The sequence below is a fragment of the Colwellia sp. MB3u-41 genome (assembly GCF_014076845.1).
In the GTDB taxonomy this organism is placed as follows: domain Bacteria; phylum Pseudomonadota; class Gammaproteobacteria; order Enterobacterales; family Alteromonadaceae; genus Colwellia_A.
Window position 1 is genome coordinate 1 of the sequence record NZ_JACGUT010000046.1, and the last position, 15,509, is coordinate 15,509.

Below are 15,509 nucleotides of genomic sequence, written 5' to 3' on the forward strand. Positions count from 1 at the left end.
TTATCAACCCAGTAGCGATGGACGAAGGTTTACGCTTCGCTATCCGTGAAGGTGGTCGTACAGTTGGTGCTGGTGTTGTATCTAAAATCATTGACTAGTTCCTGATTTTAGTTCTCACGAGAACTTAAAGAAAAGACGCTTAGGCGTCTTTTTTTTTAGCTGAAATTTAGGCTATTATAAATTATGTTAACGAGTGGTATTTCCTCATACCTATACTCACTATGAATATGGCTTAATCCTGATTTTAGTCCTCACGAGAACCGAAAGAAAAGATGTTTAGGCGTCTTTTTTATAACTACAATTTAGAACATTATAAGTTTAATACATCATAAATTTAGTACATTATAATGTTATATCTACAATTTTATAATTTTTCTAACAGCAGAGTATTTGTCGTCTGTATATTTATACTTAAATGTGGATTGTAGCTTTTGCTTTTAATAGGCAAATAAAAGAATGCATTAGCATCCTTTTATTTAATTTACTCGTAATCCTCACTAAACCTTAAATTGTTTTACAACGGTAGTTAACGCATCTGAATTTGTTTGTAACCCGGCTAGACTCTCAGCCATGTTTGATGAACTTTGAACGGTGTCATCAGCAAGTAAACGGACATTCTCGACACTTCGAGAAACTCCCTCAGCGACCGTTGCCTGTTGAGAGACAGCATCAGAAATTTCATGTGTTTGTAATTGGAATTTAGATATAACTGTATTGATATCGTTAAGCACGGTATGTACTTGTTTAATTAATTCGACACTTTGCTGCGCTTCATTTTGGCTGCTGTTCATGACCTCTACTGCTCTAGTTGCAGTACTTTGTAATTCATCGATTATTGATTCAATATTACTCGTAGATTCTTGTGTTCGTGAAGCCAGAGTACGAACTTCATCAGCAACAACAGCAAACCCTCGACCTTGTTCTCCTGCTCTAGCTGCTTCAATGGCTGCATTCAGTGCCAATAGATTTGTTTGTTCTGCTATGCTTCTGATCACGCTGAGAACTTCGCCAATACTTTGTGTACCATCTTTTAATTGATTAACCACATTCGCAGCAGAAATAACATTTTCAGAAAGTACGTTGATACCTTCTGTCGCTTGTTCAACAACTTTAACGCCATGCGATACCTTTTCTTCTGCTTGGCTGGCTAAACCATTAGACAATTTGGCATTACTAGAAATATCGTTACTGGTTTGTGCAAGTTCAGTGGCTGAAGTTGCTACCATTTCAATTTCTTGCTTTTGCCCCTCTATAATAATATTGGTATTATGCCCAATACTTGTAGCTATTTTTGTTGATTGATTGACTTCACGACTTATGTCGACAGTTTCTTTAACTAGTTGCTGAATTTTACTGACAAAACGATTGAATTCCTCAACAAGGTTACCTATCTCATCTTTTTTGACAACTTTAATTCGTTTAGTTAAATCGCCTTCGCCAGTTGCCATATCACTCATCGCAACTTGTAACATATTAATCCTTTTCATTAACGGTATTGCCATTAACCAAACCACGAAAGCTATTAAGGCTATTATCACGACCACCGTAATGCTTGAAGAAATAAAGGCTTGTTCTACAGGTTCTGAAATCAATCTATCTGGAACCAAAAATCCTAATTTCCAGCTCATTAATGGATAATCACTACTTACCTGATTAAAAATAACTTGATAGCTCTCTCCTTGCCAAGTGACATTCGAAGAGCCTGAGTTATTATTTGATATTTCAGTTTGTAATGAACCAAAGCCATTGGTATTGCTAAATTTTTTATCCACAGATGACATTAAAGAACCAGGTTTAAAGTCTTTATTAAAGCCAGGAAAAAATACTAATTGACCACTATCTGTCATTAAAAAAGCTTCACCTTCTCCTTGATATTTAATGTTAGCTAATAAATCTTTACCAATAGTAGTAATTAAAATATCAATGCCACCAATACCTATAAAACGCCCATCAGGTAAATAGTATGGTCCTTTTACTGTTGCTGATATTGAACCATCATTTGCATCAACGGCCGGATCAGTTACGTACATTTTTCCTTTATCAATGCCTTCCTGCCACCAGGGTCGTTTATTGGTAAAATAATCGGCATCGTTATATCGACCGTTTAAATCAAAATATTCATGGGTATTTTCTGCTCCAAAAAAGACACTTTTAATCGATGAGTCTTGATCTGAAAAATATTTAAAGTATTCAATCACGTCTTTATAGTTTTTATCATCATCTAAATTGGATAATCGTTGGTCATAATCAGTAAACCAGTCAACCACCAGCGGGTTAGAAAATATAGCGTGGTTTAATTGCCCTTTTGCAATAAAGAAATTACGCACTTCGCCTGATTGTTTACTTACAATGCTCTCAATAGAGTTATTTAGTTGTTTACGGGTGTCTTCGCTGATATCGGATAAAACAAAATAAGAGGTTACAATGAGAAGGAAAGCGACAGCGGTTGAGATACCAAAGACTAATTGAAGTAAAATAGAGCTGCGGAAGAAATTTTTCATATATTAATATCCGGATTAAGTAGATGTTTTAATTATTAAAGCGCTATTTAAATAGCGTCTCTGTATTTTAAAACTTTATCATGGCAGTTAACAAATCGCTATTGTGAGATATAAAAATTTCAAACAACGTTGAATTACCCTGATTACGTACGTTGATTGTAATAAACGAAAGGAACTCTCTGTCAATTAAGTGTTGTGTAAGGTCAAAAAAACTCAATAATCCATTTTTATATAACGTATGTTGATCATCAACGTTATAGGCCAAAGTGGTGTACTTTATTATTTTTACTGGTTTCCCATGAATGAAAGGCTTTATCCCAAATGGCCAAGCAAGAGCCAAAGTTCTTATCATAGTGAACTTTTTTTCGGCTATGATGAATTTGATGCTGGGCAGGGCTAATAAATATATGCTCTAAATAGCCAAAACTTATCCATATATGGCTATGACGTAAATTTGCCGCAGCTAAGTTAAAAAGAAAATTGAATAAATTAACCCCTAATATCTCAGCGAAACCAATTACTCCATCAAAGGAATACATAAATACTCCACTGACTACGCCCACCACTAACACCCCTCGGCAATTATTTAAAATATATTCAATACTATGCACCCTATAAAGTGTTAACGGCGTTAATACAGTCGCACTATGATGGATAGCATGATACTTCCATAAAAAAGGAATTTGGTGATATAACCAGTGAACAAAAAAGCGTGAGAAGTCTTCAATAAAAAAGAGTACCAAACTAAACGTTATCACTACATATTGATAAGGCCAATGCAAAAAGTCCCCAGATCCAAAACTCCCAAGAAAGACTCTATTGACATAAAGAGCAACCGTTAAACTTGATGCTAGCAATGGCACTATTAACAGTGTCTTTAACATATGATTGATCAATATCCATTGGTAATCTCTGTAACAGGAATGATTAAACCAATACTTTATAGAAAAAGTGTTTTTGATAAATAAATGTAATACATTTTTATTTTTCCACGTAAAAATAGTCCCAATGACAAAACCAGATAATAAATATAGCCAATAAGTACGTCGTTCTATATCAATAAAAAAGAATAAGGAAAGTATGAATTCAGGAAGTTGTTCGATAAAGGGAAAAGCCATGTTTGAGTTATTCAGCGTGAAAATTAAATTTTATCTTCAATAAAGTAAAAAATCAATTGATAATCTAAATGATTGTGATTATCATTTGTATATCAAGTTTAAAGAATTATATTCAAAGAGAAATTATGAACAAAGTACTACTTAATGGCCTTATAGTATCAACGATAGCGGTACTTGCTGCTTGTCAAAATGATTCCGAAGATTTAAAGACCGTTACTCATATTGCAGATAACCATGCTGATATCGCATATGCCGCTTATACTGATTCAAAAATAGCTGCATTGATATTACAAGAGAGTGTAAATACCTTTATTGATGAACCAACCGAAGATAACTTGCTAGCAGCAAAGGGTGCATATAAAGCTATCAGAGCCCCTTATCAACAATCTGAAATCATGCGATTTGACAGTATTATTACCGTGGGTGCAAACCTAGATGCTGATGGCGGACCAGCGAGTGTTGATGAGTGGGAGGGGCAAGTTAATGCTTGGCCATTAGACGAAAACCATATCATCACCATTATTGCAGGCAGTGAAGATATTGATGTTGAATTATTATTGAATCAAAACGGTGCTGATGATAATGATGCCAACGTAACAACGGGTATTCATGCCGTTGAATTTATGTTGTGGGGAAGCGATCTTAATGGTACTGACGCGGGCTCTGGTGAACGACCAGCAACCGATTTCGCTATCGATGGTACATGTGTAGATTCAGAATGTGAGCGCAGAGGTCAATACTTAAAGGCAGTAACCGATTTATTAGTTGGCGATTTAACGGTTATGACCGATGAATGGAGTCCTACTGCAAAAATAACCAGTGGTACGTTAGCGTATAATTTTGTTAATAGTCCGTTAGCGCTTGATTATATGGTGGGTTCTATGATCACTATGGCTACCGATGAGCTTGCTTCTGCTCGTATGGGATCAGGTTTAAGTTTAGGAGACCCTGAAGAAGAACATGATTGTTTTAGTGATTTAAGTCACCTTGCTATTTATCATAACTTCCAAGGTGTTAAAAATGTCTTTTATGGTACTTATGAATCTGTAACTTATAGTATTTCCGGTGCTAGTTTAGCTGTGTTAGTCAATAGTAAAAATGCGGCAACCTATGAAGCCATTGATACAGCATTAATAAGTATTGAAGATAAAATGGCTCAAATTTTAGCTGCAGGAGAACGTACAGAAAACCCTGTTAAATTTGACCAAATCATTGGTCAATCAAGTAATGGTGTTGAGCGATTAATTGCTGAAAATGCAGTAACAGAGTTAGTAGCTTTAGATACCGAATTAGAGTTAATGGCCGAAGTTTTAGCATTAAAAAATATAGATACAGAATTTGACGGAGATTAAACGTTACGGTTTATCCCATTAAAATTATGGCCTGCTTGTGCAGGTCTTTTCGATCGATATTAATGTTCAGGAAATGTAATGCATAACATAGTAAATACAACTATTTCTCTACTCGCTATATGTTTACTTGCCTCCTGCGGTGGCGGAGACAATAATACAACGCCAGTACCTGTTGACGAAAACACACTTATTGCACCGGCTGTTCCCGTCGAAAATGAACATTTATCAGGAGGAGAGGCGAGCATTAAAAAAGTGCAATCGGATGCCTTTTCAGAAAATTCTAATAATATGGTATCGGTTGAAAGAAAAAAAATATTTAACCTAGGAGATGACTTTTTTAATAACCCTTGGGTTGAAGGTAGTGCTAGTACATCGTCTCGTGATGGTTTAGGTGGATTATTTAATAATAATGCCTGTCAAGATTGCCATATTCGTGACGGACGTGGTCATGCGCCTGTCGATGAAAATGATACTGATTTTGATAGCATTTTATTTAGAACCGCTACTACTAATATCGGCTTCGAAGATAAAGACCTAATTTTACAATCGCTTAAAGCAAATGTGCCAGATCGGTACTTTGGCGGTCAATTACAACAGCACGGAATATCGGGTGTATTACCTGAAGTGAATTTACAGGTAAATTATCAAGATAAAGTGGTCTCTTTTACCGATAATACCAGTGTAACTTTACGTGAACCAAATTGGACAATTACCAGTTATAACCCAGAGACGATTTTTGAAGCAGATACTGTATTTTCGGCACGAGTAGCACCTCCAATGATAGGTTTAGGTTTATTAGCCTTAATTTCAGAAGCCGATATTTTTAAAAAAGAAGATATAAATGACAACGATGCTGATGGCATTTCTGGTAAAGCAAATTACGTGTGGAGTGTAAATAGTCAAAAAGCTTTATTAGGACGCTTTGGCTGGAAAGCCGGACAACCGACTATTTTAGAGCAAAGTGCCGGCGCTTTTGTGAATGATATGGGCCTAACTAATCGTTTACATAAGAAGGAAACGTGTACAGAAGAGCAAAGTGAATGTTTAACCGCGCCTAACGGCAACGGTGACAGTGTGAATGATTATGATTTTGAAGTATCAGACCCCATTCTAGATGCAATTGCCTTTTATAGCTCGCATCTAGCAGTACCCGAACGTCGTGATGCTTATTCCAAACAAGTACTTATCGGCAAAGCATTGTTCATGCAAGCGGGCTGTCAAGGTTGTCACACCGAAAGTTATACGACGATTATCGATCAAGATCAGCCTGAGCTTTCAGAGCAAACTATTTTTCCTTATACCGATATGTTATTGCATGACATGGGGGAAGACTTAGCGGATTTTACCCCTGAAAATGAACCTGCTTCAGCTAATATGTTATATGAATTTTTAGCGACAGCGACAGAATGGCGTACTCCACCTTTATGGGGATTAGGTTTAGCCAAAGTAGTTGATCCACAGGCAACGTTTTTACATGATGGTAGAGCAAACACGATTATGGAAGCGGTACTCTGGCATGGTGGTGAAGCTGAAAATGCGAAGAACAAGGTATTAGCATTTACTCAAGAAGAACGTGTAGCGTTGTTGGCTTTTTTAAATGATCTATGAGTATTATTTATAATATAGTTACAAGAGTCATAGTGGAATTGAAAAAATTATAACTTCTCCAGATGAAGTGGGCTTTGCGCAAAGCACCACTTTTTCGAGGCGTTAAAGAGTTTCTTTAACGCCTTTTTTATATACGGTATGTTATGAACACATGAATTTAAGAGAGTGGCTAAACTCTCCTTGTATCGTTGCTATTTGTTTATGTGATTTAAAAATAATGAAAGCTAACCTGAAGAGTTGGCTTAGGTTGTATTAAACACCACTAATTAATTGTTTTTTAATGATGCTACTCGATAATAATGCGGAGTTTTCGGGTAATGGAGTATGTCCTGCTAATAAGTAAATAACCTTCTGTCCATTTTCAGCAAGCTCAAGTGCATGTTGGAAGTTGATTAATATCGATGAGGTAATACTTTGTGGGTACTTCTCAGCATCACGGCGTATATACTCAATAAGATCAATATTAACGTCATCATCATAAAATACAGCATCAGCAAATTGCATTTCTCGATGTGTTTGCAGGGTTAATTTATCTGGATTACCTTCAAGGGTGTGGACAAAAACGATTTCACCTTCCGGTGGCGTAATCTCTTGCTTAATACTGGAAATAAGCTGTTGCTCAGCCTTTTGTATATTGCCTTGTAATATTTCTTCACCAATAGGCCCTCTTAATATGCTTTCCCAAAAGGTACGGCGATTTCGAAGCCCTTTGACTCTTGCTTTCACATGGTCACGAAATTTGAAACAAAAATCAGCTAGCTTGCCATAGCCATTGGGTAATGTTTTTTCAATTTGTTCTCGAAGCATTCTTAACAGTATCGGCGCACTACCAGAACTAGACATTGCGATAATCATGGGTGAACGATCAATAATCGCTGGCGTAATATAGGTACAAAGCTCTGGCTGATCTACGACATTAGTTAAAATGTTGAGAGGCTGCGATTCAGCTGCAACCGCTTTATTTATATCACCATCGTCGGTAGCTGCTATGACTAAGTTAATACCGGTTAAATGCCCAGCTTGATAGTTATGATCTAACCAACGTAGATCATGTGTATTAACCAAACGCTGAACACTCATTGATAAGCTCTCAGCCATAACGGTAATGTTGGTTGTACTTTTCAGTAATAATTCAATTTTACGTGCCGCGACATCACCGCCGCCAATAATCATCGCAGAGATGTTGTTAGCATCAAGAAAAATGGGAAAATATTTCATTTAAATAACCTATATTGTTTTCATAGTCTCTGATATATATTTGTTAATATGATCAACGCTTAAGACGGGAGTGACAAAAGCGTTTCACTAATGGCTAAACCATTACTGTCGCCATATATAAAATGTCCTGGAATAAAATGAAGTCCAGCAAAGGTGATGGGCGTATTAACTTCACCGATACCTAGCTTTTCGGTTTTGATAGGGCAGCACCCCAATGCTTTAACACCTAATTCTAGTGTCGCAATAGTGCCTGCATCACGAATACAACCATTAATAACAATACCTTGCCAGCCGTTTTCAACCGCTTTTTCAGCAAGCATATCACCTAAAAGTGCATGAGTAAGACTTGCTTTACCGTCTACAACCATCACTTTACCTGTACCATCGGTATCAACCAAGGCTTTAACTTTTGAATTGTCATTAAAACAATCAACAGTAACTATTTCCCCATAGAATATTTTATTTTTACCATAATCGGTAAATAGCGGTTGAGCCAATGTTAATGCGTTAGGGTAAATGTCATATAAATCAGGGAGAAGATCGAGCATTGAAGAATTCCTTATGGGCCGAATAGAATATTATACTTGTAGTAAATACTCTATCAGAAGTCTATGTGGGTATTAAGGAAAAATGCTAAACTAGTGAAAAATTTATAGTGAGAACTTTTCATGCCTTGGATACAACTTCGCTTGAGTGCGAATGAAGAAACATCAGAAAAATATAGCGATTGGTTAAGTGCTTGTGGCGCTCAAGCCGTAACCTTCATCGACGCTCAAGATACCCCTATTTATGAGCCTCTTCCGGGTGACGAAGTTATCTATTGGCATAATACCGTGGTGATGGGCTTATTCGATGCCAGCCATGATATGGACAAAACAATTACTTATCTGAGAAGCATTCATCCCGATAGGAATGACATGGCTTATAAATTAGAGCAACTTGAAGATAAAGATTGGGAAAGAGAATGGATGGACAACTTCCATCCGATGAAATTCGGTGATCGTTTATGGATTTGCCCAAGCTGGCGTGACGTACCTGACCCCGATGCAGTAAATGTAATGCTTGATCCAGGTTTAGCATTCGGTACCGGTACCCATCCAACAACTGCATTATGCTTAACGTGGTTAGATGGTTTAGATTTAGTGGGAAAAACCGTGGTTGATTTTGGCTGTGGCTCAGGTATTTTATCGCTGGCGGCACTCAAGTTAGGCGCTAAAAAAGTTATTGGTATTGATATCGACCCACAAGCATTACAAGCAAGTAAAGCAAATGCTGAACGCAATGGTATTGAAGACCGTTTAGCGCTTTTTTTACCCAAAGACCAACCCAATCTTAAAGCTGATGTAGTCGTAGCCAATATTTTAGCAGGTCCATTACGTGAATTAGCGCCAACAATTATTGAGTTTGTTGCACCAAATGGTCACCTTGCACTGTCAGGTGTTTTAGAAGAACAAGCGAATGAACTGCAAAATATTTATGGTCAGTGGTGTGAGATGGATGCCATTGCAGTACAAGATGAGTGGGTTCGTCTTTCAGGTAAAAAAAATTAGTCAAAATTCCTGTTATTATTTGAGCAGTATTCGTTAGCTATTTGTACAAATTCTGCTCACATCAATAGTTTGCAAAAAGTCAATATTAAAAACGCAAAAAAAAGCAAAAATTGTTCAATTTATATGCTTTTCAATTCCCTAAAAAACACGTAAACTTAGCGCCCTTTTGAATAGTAGCTCAAAAAAACAGCAACATGAATATAGGTTCGTATACTTTATCAAATAATGTAATGCTTGCTCCGATGGCCGGAATAACTGACCAACCTTTTCGACAACTGTGTTGTCAAATGGGAGCAGGGTTAGCCGTATCAGAAATGATTTCGTCTAATCCCAAAGTATGGCATACCGAAAAATCTAAACGACGAAGTATTCATAGTGAATTTGCAGGTATTCGTTCGGTACAAATTGCCGGTTCAGATCCTGAAGAGTTAGCGTTTGCTGCTAAAGTTAATGTTGAAAATGGCGCACAAATTATAGATATCAATATGGGCTGTCCTGCTAAGAAGGTCAATAAAAAGCTCGCGGGTTCTGCTCTACTAAAAGAACCTAAACTGGTTGAAGAGATTGTGCGAAGTGTTGTTGATGCGGTAAACGTGCCAGTGACACTAAAAATTCGTACTGGCTGGTGTGAAAATACACGCAACGGTATTGAAATTGCTAAAATTGCTGAACACAATGGTATTCAGTCTTTAGTCGTTCATGGCCGCACACGAAATGATTTTTATAAAGGTGATGCGGAGTACGAAACGATAAAAGCTATTAAGCAGGCGGTCAGTATTCCCGTTGTAGCTAATGGTGATATTACCAGCGCAATAAAAGCCGCGCAGGTATTAAATTTTACTGGGGCTGATGCCGTAATGGTAGGTCGTGGTGCCCAAGGGAAACCTTGGATTTTTCGAGAGATTAACCATTTCTTGAAAACGGGTGAACATTTGTCTGCCCCCTCATTGGAAGAGATTTGTCCGATAGTTATCGGGCATGTAAAGGATTTGCACAATTTTTATGGTGACTTTATGGGTGTCCGTTTTGCTCGTAAGCACGTTGCTTGGTATATGCTCGCGTATGACCAGGAGAAAAAATTTCGTTCTGTTTTTAATGCATTAGAGTCAACTACCGATCAAGTTGACGCATTAGAACTGTATTTTGATAATTTAAATTAACTAGAAAGAGTCTGAACTTTATGTTTGAACAAAATATTTCATCACCATTCGTTACTGGCAAAATCCAAACTCAAGCTGAGTATTCTCCATTACGTACTCAAGCTAAACAAGCGATCAGTAACTACTTATCACAATTAAATGGTAATGATGTAGATGATATGTACGACCTTGTACTTTCTGAAATCGAAGCGCCAATGTTAGAAGAAGTTATGAAGTATACACGCGGTAATCAAACACGCGCTGCCAACTTATTAGGTATCAATCGCGGTACTTTACGTAAGAAGTTAAAAAAATACGGCATGAACTAAAAATAAGACAGGTTGTTCCTGTCAATTGAAAGCACCCTAGGGTGCTTTCTTTATTTCTAGCTAAGGGGTTTTCTTAAGCTAGCTGCTCTTTACGAGTAGGGGATTTATCTCAACAAAGATAATTGCCAAGGACAAATGTCAACGGCCAGACAATTAAACTAACTTTAAGGTTAACAATAAAGCAATGGATACTCCACGCCCAATCAAACGTGCATTATTAAGTGTTTCTGATAAAACAGGTATTGTCGATTTCGCTCGTAGTTTAGCGCAAAAAGGTGTTGATATTTTATCAACCGGCGGCACAGCAAAGTTATTAGCTGATAATGGTATACAAGTTACTGAAGTTTCTAAATACACAGGTCATTCTGAAATCATGGACGGCCGCGTAAAAACACTTCATCCAAAAGTTCATGGCGGAATTTTAGCTCGCCGTGGTATTGATGAAGCCGTTATGACTGAAAACGATATTAGTGCAATCGATATTGTTGTCGTTAACCTTTACCCATTTGCTAACGCCGTTAGTGATGAAAACTGTACCTTAGAAAATGCTATCGAAAATATCGATATCGGTGGACCAACAATGGTTCGCGCTGCAGCAAAGAATCATAAAGATGTAACCATTGTCGTTAATGCCCAAGATTATGATCGTGTATTAGCAGAAATGAATACAAATAATGATTCATTAACTTACAAAACTCGTTTTGATCTAGCTATTGCCGCCTATGAGCACACCGCTGCTTATGATGGAATGATCGCAAATTACTTTGGTAAAATGCTTAGCGCCCACGGCAATGAAAATGCTGAAGTTAACTTTAAAGAGAAAAACAAATTTCCACGTACCTTTAACAGTCAGTTTATTAAAACTGAAGATTTACGTTACGGTGAAAACTCTCACCAAGATGCCGCTTTTTATGTTGAAGCGAATGCACAAGAAGCTTCTGTTTCAACCGCTAAGCAACTTCAAGGTAAAGCCCTTTCTTACAACAACATTGCTGACACGGATTCAGCTTTAGAGTGTGTTAAAGAATTTGACGAGCCAGCGTGTGTTATCGTAAAACACGCTAACCCTTGTGGTGTTTCAATTGGCGACAATATATTAGCTGCTTATGAAGGGGCTTATAGAACAGATCCTACGTCAGCATTTGGTGGCATAATCGCATTTAACCGTGAATTAGATGCAGACACAGCCGAAGCTATTGTTTCTCGTCAATTTGTGGAAGTTATTATTGCGCCAAGTGTTTCCGAAGCGGCTGCACAAATTGTTGCTGCTAAGCCTAACTTACGTTTATTAGAATGTGGTGAATGGTCTACAAAAACTACTGAATTTGATCTTAAACGTGTAAACGGTGGTTTATTAGTTCAAGACAGAGATCAAGGCAAAGTAACTCGTGACGAATTAAAAGTAGTGACCAAGCGTCAACCTACGACAGATGAAATGCGTGATTTACAATTTTGTTGGAAAGTAGCGAAATACGTAAAATCAAATGCTATTGTTTATGTTAAAAATAGCATGACTATCGGTGTTGGTGCAGGTCAAATGAGCCGCGTTTACTCTGCAAAAGTTGCCGGTATTAAAGCTGCTGATGAAAACTTAGAAGTTAAAGGTTCAGTCATGGCATCAGATGCATTTTTCCCATTCCGTGATGGTTTAGATGCCGCCGCTGAAGCTGGAATTACTGCCGTTATTCAGCCGGGTGGTTCAATGCGTGATAATGAAGTTATTGCGGCTGCCGATGAACACAATATTGCTATGGTGTTCACAGGAATGCGTCACTTCCGCCATTAAGTAGGTTTGCTTGTGGTTGGTTAAATAAAATTATTCGTTGGAAGTGCTCACGTAGATAAACTACGCTCCGCGCTTCCGCCTTTAATTTTCACTAACCCGCTTAAAGCATTTCCAATTAACTGCTTTATTATCCTTGTTGATAAAATGTTACATTTCAACAAGGCTAAACCCCTTTATTTTATCTCCCTTATCTGTTTCTTCTTTTAAAATCTGCTATAACATGTCGAGTTAACCTTTATTCTTGATATGGAAAAGCAAATGAAAACAATAAAAACTTTACTGTCTGCCTCAATCATTAGTCTGTCACTTGCCAGTGTCTCTTACGCTGAACAAACAAGTAAACCTATGGCTAATCTACAATTAGCCCAAGCTGTTGCTAGTGAAAATAGATCGGCGGCTAATAAAATGCGTGATCAATATCGTCATCCAAAGCAAACCTTAGAATTTTTTGGTTTTAATCCATCAATGACTGTTGTTGAAATTACCCCTGGTGGCGGTTGGTACACTGAAATTTTAGCTCCGGCGCTAAAGGGTAAAGGTAAATTAATTGGCGCGCATTACCCCGATACGGGTGAAGACAACTATTACAGCAATTCGCGTAAAAAATTAGTAAAAAAATTGGCTAACCACAAGATGTTTAGTGAAGTTGAGTTATCAAATTTTGTGCCAAAGAAAGCAAGTGAATTGGCGCCTGCAGGTACCGCCGATATGGTCCTTACTTTCCGTAATTTACATAACTGGGGAGAAGAGGGCGTAAGCCAAGTATTCATTGATGCATTTAAAGCATTAAAAGCTGGCGGTATTTTAGGTGTTGTTGAACATCGCTTACCTAAAGGCGCAACAGCTAACGATATGAATAGCGGCTATGTTTCTGTGGAGAAGACAATTGCACAAGCTGAAGCTGCTGGATTTACTTTTATTGCCAGTAGTGAAGTAAATGCTAATGCTAAAGACAAAGCAAGTTATGAAAAAGGTGTCTGGACATTACCTCCTTCACTTGCATTGAAAGATAAAGAGAGAGAAAAATATTTAGCCATCGGAGAAAGCGATCGTATGACGTTAAAATTTACAAAAGTAGCTAAATAATCTTAAGACTTGCGTCATAACTTCCCTTATAATGACGCAAGTTTTTTAGCATATTTTCAAGTAAATAAAGTAGGGTTAAGATAAATGAATGTTTTAGTAATAGGTAGTGGTGGTCGTGAACATGCACTCGCATGGAAAGCAGCACAATCAGCACAAGTAGAAAAAGTATTTGTTGCACCAGGTAATGCTGGTTCAGCAACAGAGCATAAAGTAGAAAATGTTGCCATATCTGCTGGCGATACTGCTGCACTAGTCGACTTTGCTAAAACTCAGAACATTGCCCTTACGATTGTTGGTCCGGAGCAGCCGCTTGTTGACGGCGTCGTTGATGCTTTCCAAGCGGAGGGTTTAACTATTTTTGGTCCTAGTGCTAAAGCGTCACAACTTGAAGGTTCAAAAGCATTTACTAAAGACTTTTTAGCTCGTCACAACATTCCAACGGGTTGGTACCAAAACTTTACTGAAATAGAACCTGCATTAGCATATGTTCGAGAAAAAGGTGCACCTATTGTTATTAAAGCTGATGGCTTAGCAGCAGGTAAAGGCGTTATTGTCGCGATGACATTACCCGAAGCGGAAGATGCGATTAAAGACATGCTTGCAGGTAATGCTTTCGGTGATGCAGGGCACCGTGTTGTTATAGAAGAATTTCTAGATGGTGAAGAAGCTAGTTTCATTGTTATGGTTGATGGCAAAAACGTCTTAGCTATGGCAACGAGTCAAGACCATAAACGTGCTTATAACAATGATGAAGGACCTAATACTGGCGGAATGGGAGCTTATTCTCCTGCGCCGGTAGTAACTCCAGAACTTCATCAACGTATTATGAATGAAGTTATTTATCCTACTGTCCAAGGCATGTCAAAAGAAGGCGCACCCTATAGCGGTTTCTTATACGCCGGATTGATGATCGGCGCATGTGGCACACCAAAAGTTATCGAATATAACTGTCGATTTGGTGACCCTGAAACACAACCTATTATGATGCGTTTAAAGTCTGATATCGTAGCGTTATGTTTATCAGCTTGTGCGGGCGAATTAGATAAAGCAACGATAGACTTTGATCCACGTCCTGCTGTAGGTGTTGTACTTGCCGCTGGCGGCTATCCAGGAAGTTATAGTAAAGGTAAAGTTATTTCAGGCCTGAAAACTAATACGCACCCAGACAGAAAAACTTTCCATGCTGGAACGGCTCAAGTTAATGGCGACATAGTAACGTCCGGTGGACGTGTGCTTTGTGCTACTGCATTAGGTGAATCAGTCACAGAAGCTCAGAAATCCGCTTACGCATTATTACATGAAATTAATTGGGAAGAAGTGCAATTTAGAACTGATATTGCCTATCGAGCTATTGCTAGAGAGCAAAGCTAACTTATATATTTTAAGCGTTTAAACAAAAGCCTCTTTTAAGAGGCTTTTTTATTAACTAAAATTACTGGATCATTAGAGGATCTTCAAAGATAAATTTAATTGATCTTTGTAATATAAATACCAATAGAATAAGAAAAAACCAAATAAAGAACAAGTATGGTTGAATAAAGACCAATAAAACTACGGGTTGTACGTTAATTGCTCGAATAAATGTTTATTTCAAAGTTATGACAAAAAAGGGTTGACGCCCAGCGAGAAATGTCTAGAATGCGCTCCAGTTCCAAGGGGTGACCCAAAGGGCTGTTTTGATAAGTTAACTTCTCTTAATAAGAGCTAAAGAGTTAACTTAACGTTTTAAAATGAAATCTGAATTAACTTCAAATTAAATTAAATAAAACGTTGACATCGAAACAGAGTTGCGTAGAATACGCATCTCGCTTCAGGCAAGGCC

General features: G+C 37.7%; 13 protein-coding genes. 9 read left to right on the forward strand and 4 right to left on the reverse strand.

Features of this window, described 5'->3' with window-relative positions; translation table 11 throughout:
• Nucleotides 1–98: hypothetical protein (locus H4J73_RS02320; protein ID WP_220460028.1), on the forward strand; the 98-nt coding region annotated here is incomplete at its 5' end.
• A 399-nt stretch (nt 99–497) separates the two neighbouring features.
• Here H4J73_RS02320 and H4J73_RS02325 read toward each other — a convergent pair.
• Together H4J73_RS02325 and H4J73_RS02330 are read right to left on the reverse strand one after the other, a co-directional pair.
• Nucleotides 498–2,501 (reverse strand): methyl-accepting chemotaxis protein, encoded by a 2,004-nt coding sequence (locus tag H4J73_RS02325; RefSeq protein ID WP_182181161.1) that lies wholly within the window; start codon nt 2,499–2,501, stop codon nt 498–500.
• A gap of 254 nt (nt 2,502–2,755) precedes the next feature.
• Nucleotides 2,756–3,619 carry a sterol desaturase family protein gene (locus tag H4J73_RS02330; protein ID WP_182181162.1) on the reverse strand — a complete coding sequence of 288 codons (864 nt, stop codon included), beginning with the start codon at nt 3,617–3,619 and terminating at the stop codon, nt 2,756–2,758.
• A gap of 125 nt (nt 3,620–3,744) precedes the next feature.
• On the opposite strand from H4J73_RS02330, the gene H4J73_RS02335 reads away from it, so the two are divergent.
• Together H4J73_RS02335 and H4J73_RS02340 are read left to right on the forward strand one after the other, a co-directional pair.
• The gene (locus H4J73_RS02335; RefSeq protein ID WP_182181163.1) at nt 3,745–4,971 is read left to right on the forward strand and encodes an imelysin family protein; all 1,227 of its coding nucleotides are present in this window, start codon (nt 3,745–3,747) and stop codon (nt 4,969–4,971) included.
• Between the two features lie 78 nt (nt 4,972–5,049).
• Entirely contained in the window at nt 5,050–6,579 is a 1,530-nt protein-coding gene (locus tag H4J73_RS02340) for a di-heme oxidoredictase family protein (RefSeq protein ID WP_182181164.1), read from the forward strand.
• 252 nt (nt 6,580–6,831) lie between these two features.
• On the opposite strand, the gene H4J73_RS02345 is transcribed toward H4J73_RS02340, so the two are convergent.
• Together H4J73_RS02345 and H4J73_RS02350 are read right to left on the reverse strand one after the other, a co-directional pair.
• On the reverse strand, nt 6,832–7,797 hold the full coding sequence (locus tag H4J73_RS02345; protein ID WP_182223290.1) for an NAD(P)-dependent oxidoreductase: 966 nt from the start codon (nt 7,795–7,797) through the stop codon (nt 6,832–6,834).
• A gap of 59 nt (nt 7,798–7,856) precedes the next feature.
• Nucleotides 7,857–8,345 carry a putative 4-hydroxy-4-methyl-2-oxoglutarate aldolase gene (locus H4J73_RS02350; protein WP_182181166.1) on the reverse strand — a complete coding sequence of 163 codons (489 nt, stop codon included), beginning with the start codon at nt 8,343–8,345 and terminating at the stop codon, nt 7,857–7,859.
• 120 nt (nt 8,346–8,465) lie between these two features.
• Between H4J73_RS02350 and prmA the strand changes: the two genes are divergently transcribed.
• The 6 genes from prmA to purD all read left to right on the forward strand — a co-directional run bounded on the left by prmA (nt 8,466) and on the right by purD (nt 15,058).
• Nucleotides 8,466–9,347 (forward strand): 50S ribosomal protein L11 methyltransferase, encoded by an 882-nt coding sequence (gene prmA / locus H4J73_RS02355; RefSeq protein WP_182181167.1) that lies wholly within the window; start codon nt 8,466–8,468, stop codon nt 9,345–9,347.
• Between the two features lie 194 nt (nt 9,348–9,541).
• Nucleotides 9,542–10,507 carry a tRNA dihydrouridine synthase DusB gene (gene dusB, locus H4J73_RS02360; protein ID WP_182181168.1) on the forward strand — a complete coding sequence of 322 codons (966 nt, stop codon included), beginning with the start codon at nt 9,542–9,544 and terminating at the stop codon, nt 10,505–10,507.
• Nucleotides 10,508–10,527: 20 nt separating this feature from the next.
• The gene (gene fis / locus H4J73_RS02365; RefSeq protein WP_070375036.1) at nt 10,528–10,815 is read left to right on the forward strand and encodes a DNA-binding transcriptional regulator Fis; all 288 of its coding nucleotides are present in this window, start codon (nt 10,528–10,530) and stop codon (nt 10,813–10,815) included.
• Between the two features lie 184 nt (nt 10,816–10,999).
• The gene (gene purH / locus H4J73_RS02370) at nt 11,000–12,601 is read left to right on the forward strand and encodes a bifunctional phosphoribosylaminoimidazolecarboxamide formyltransferase/IMP cyclohydrolase (protein WP_182181169.1); all 1,602 of its coding nucleotides are present in this window, start codon (nt 11,000–11,002) and stop codon (nt 12,599–12,601) included.
• Between the two features lie 258 nt (nt 12,602–12,859).
• A complete protein-coding gene (locus H4J73_RS02375) occupies nt 12,860–13,687 on the forward strand; it encodes a class I SAM-dependent methyltransferase (protein WP_182181170.1) in 828 nt (275 codons plus the stop codon).
• A gap of 84 nt (nt 13,688–13,771) precedes the next feature.
• Nucleotides 13,772–15,058: a phosphoribosylamine--glycine ligase gene (gene purD, locus H4J73_RS02380; RefSeq protein WP_182181171.1), complete on the forward strand. Its 1,287-nt coding sequence runs from the start codon at nt 13,772–13,774 to the stop codon at nt 15,056–15,058.
• The last annotated feature ends 451 nt before the right edge of the window (nt 15,059–15,509 follow it).

What these genes read in the sequence shown, in the direction of transcription:
- H4J73_RS02335 (WP_182181163.1), top strand. Translation starts at nt 3,745, where the DNA reads ATGAACAAAGTACTACTTAATGGCCTTATAGTATCAACGATAGCGGTA.
- fis (WP_070375036.1), top strand. Translation starts at nt 10,528, where the DNA reads ATGTTTGAACAAAATATTTCATCACCATTCGTTACTGGCAAAATCCAA.
- H4J73_RS02340 (WP_182181164.1), top strand. Translation starts at nt 5,050, where the DNA reads ATGCATAACATAGTAAATACAACTATTTCTCTACTCGCTATATGTTTA.
- prmA (WP_182181167.1), top strand. Translation starts at nt 8,466, where the DNA reads ATGCCTTGGATACAACTTCGCTTGAGTGCGAATGAAGAAACATCAGAA.
- purH (WP_182181169.1), top strand. Translation starts at nt 11,000, where the DNA reads ATGGATACTCCACGCCCAATCAAACGTGCATTATTAAGTGTTTCTGAT.
- H4J73_RS02375 (WP_182181170.1), top strand. Translation starts at nt 12,860, where the DNA reads ATGAAAACAATAAAAACTTTACTGTCTGCCTCAATCATTAGTCTGTCA.
- H4J73_RS02345 (WP_182223290.1), bottom strand. Translation starts at nt 7,797, where the DNA reads ATGAAATATTTTCCCATTTTTCTTGATGCTAACAACATCTCTGCGATG.
- dusB (WP_182181168.1), top strand. Translation starts at nt 9,542, where the DNA reads ATGAATATAGGTTCGTATACTTTATCAAATAATGTAATGCTTGCTCCG.
- H4J73_RS02350 (WP_182181166.1), bottom strand. Translation starts at nt 8,345, where the DNA reads ATGCTCGATCTTCTCCCTGATTTATATGACATTTACCCTAACGCATTA.
- purD (WP_182181171.1), top strand. Translation starts at nt 13,772, where the DNA reads ATGAATGTTTTAGTAATAGGTAGTGGTGGTCGTGAACATGCACTCGCA.
- H4J73_RS02325 (WP_182181161.1), bottom strand. Translation starts at nt 2,501, where the DNA reads ATGAAAAATTTCTTCCGCAGCTCTATTTTACTTCAATTAGTCTTTGGT.
- H4J73_RS02330 (WP_182181162.1), bottom strand. Translation starts at nt 3,619, where the DNA reads ATGGCTTTTCCCTTTATCGAACAACTTCCTGAATTCATACTTTCCTTA.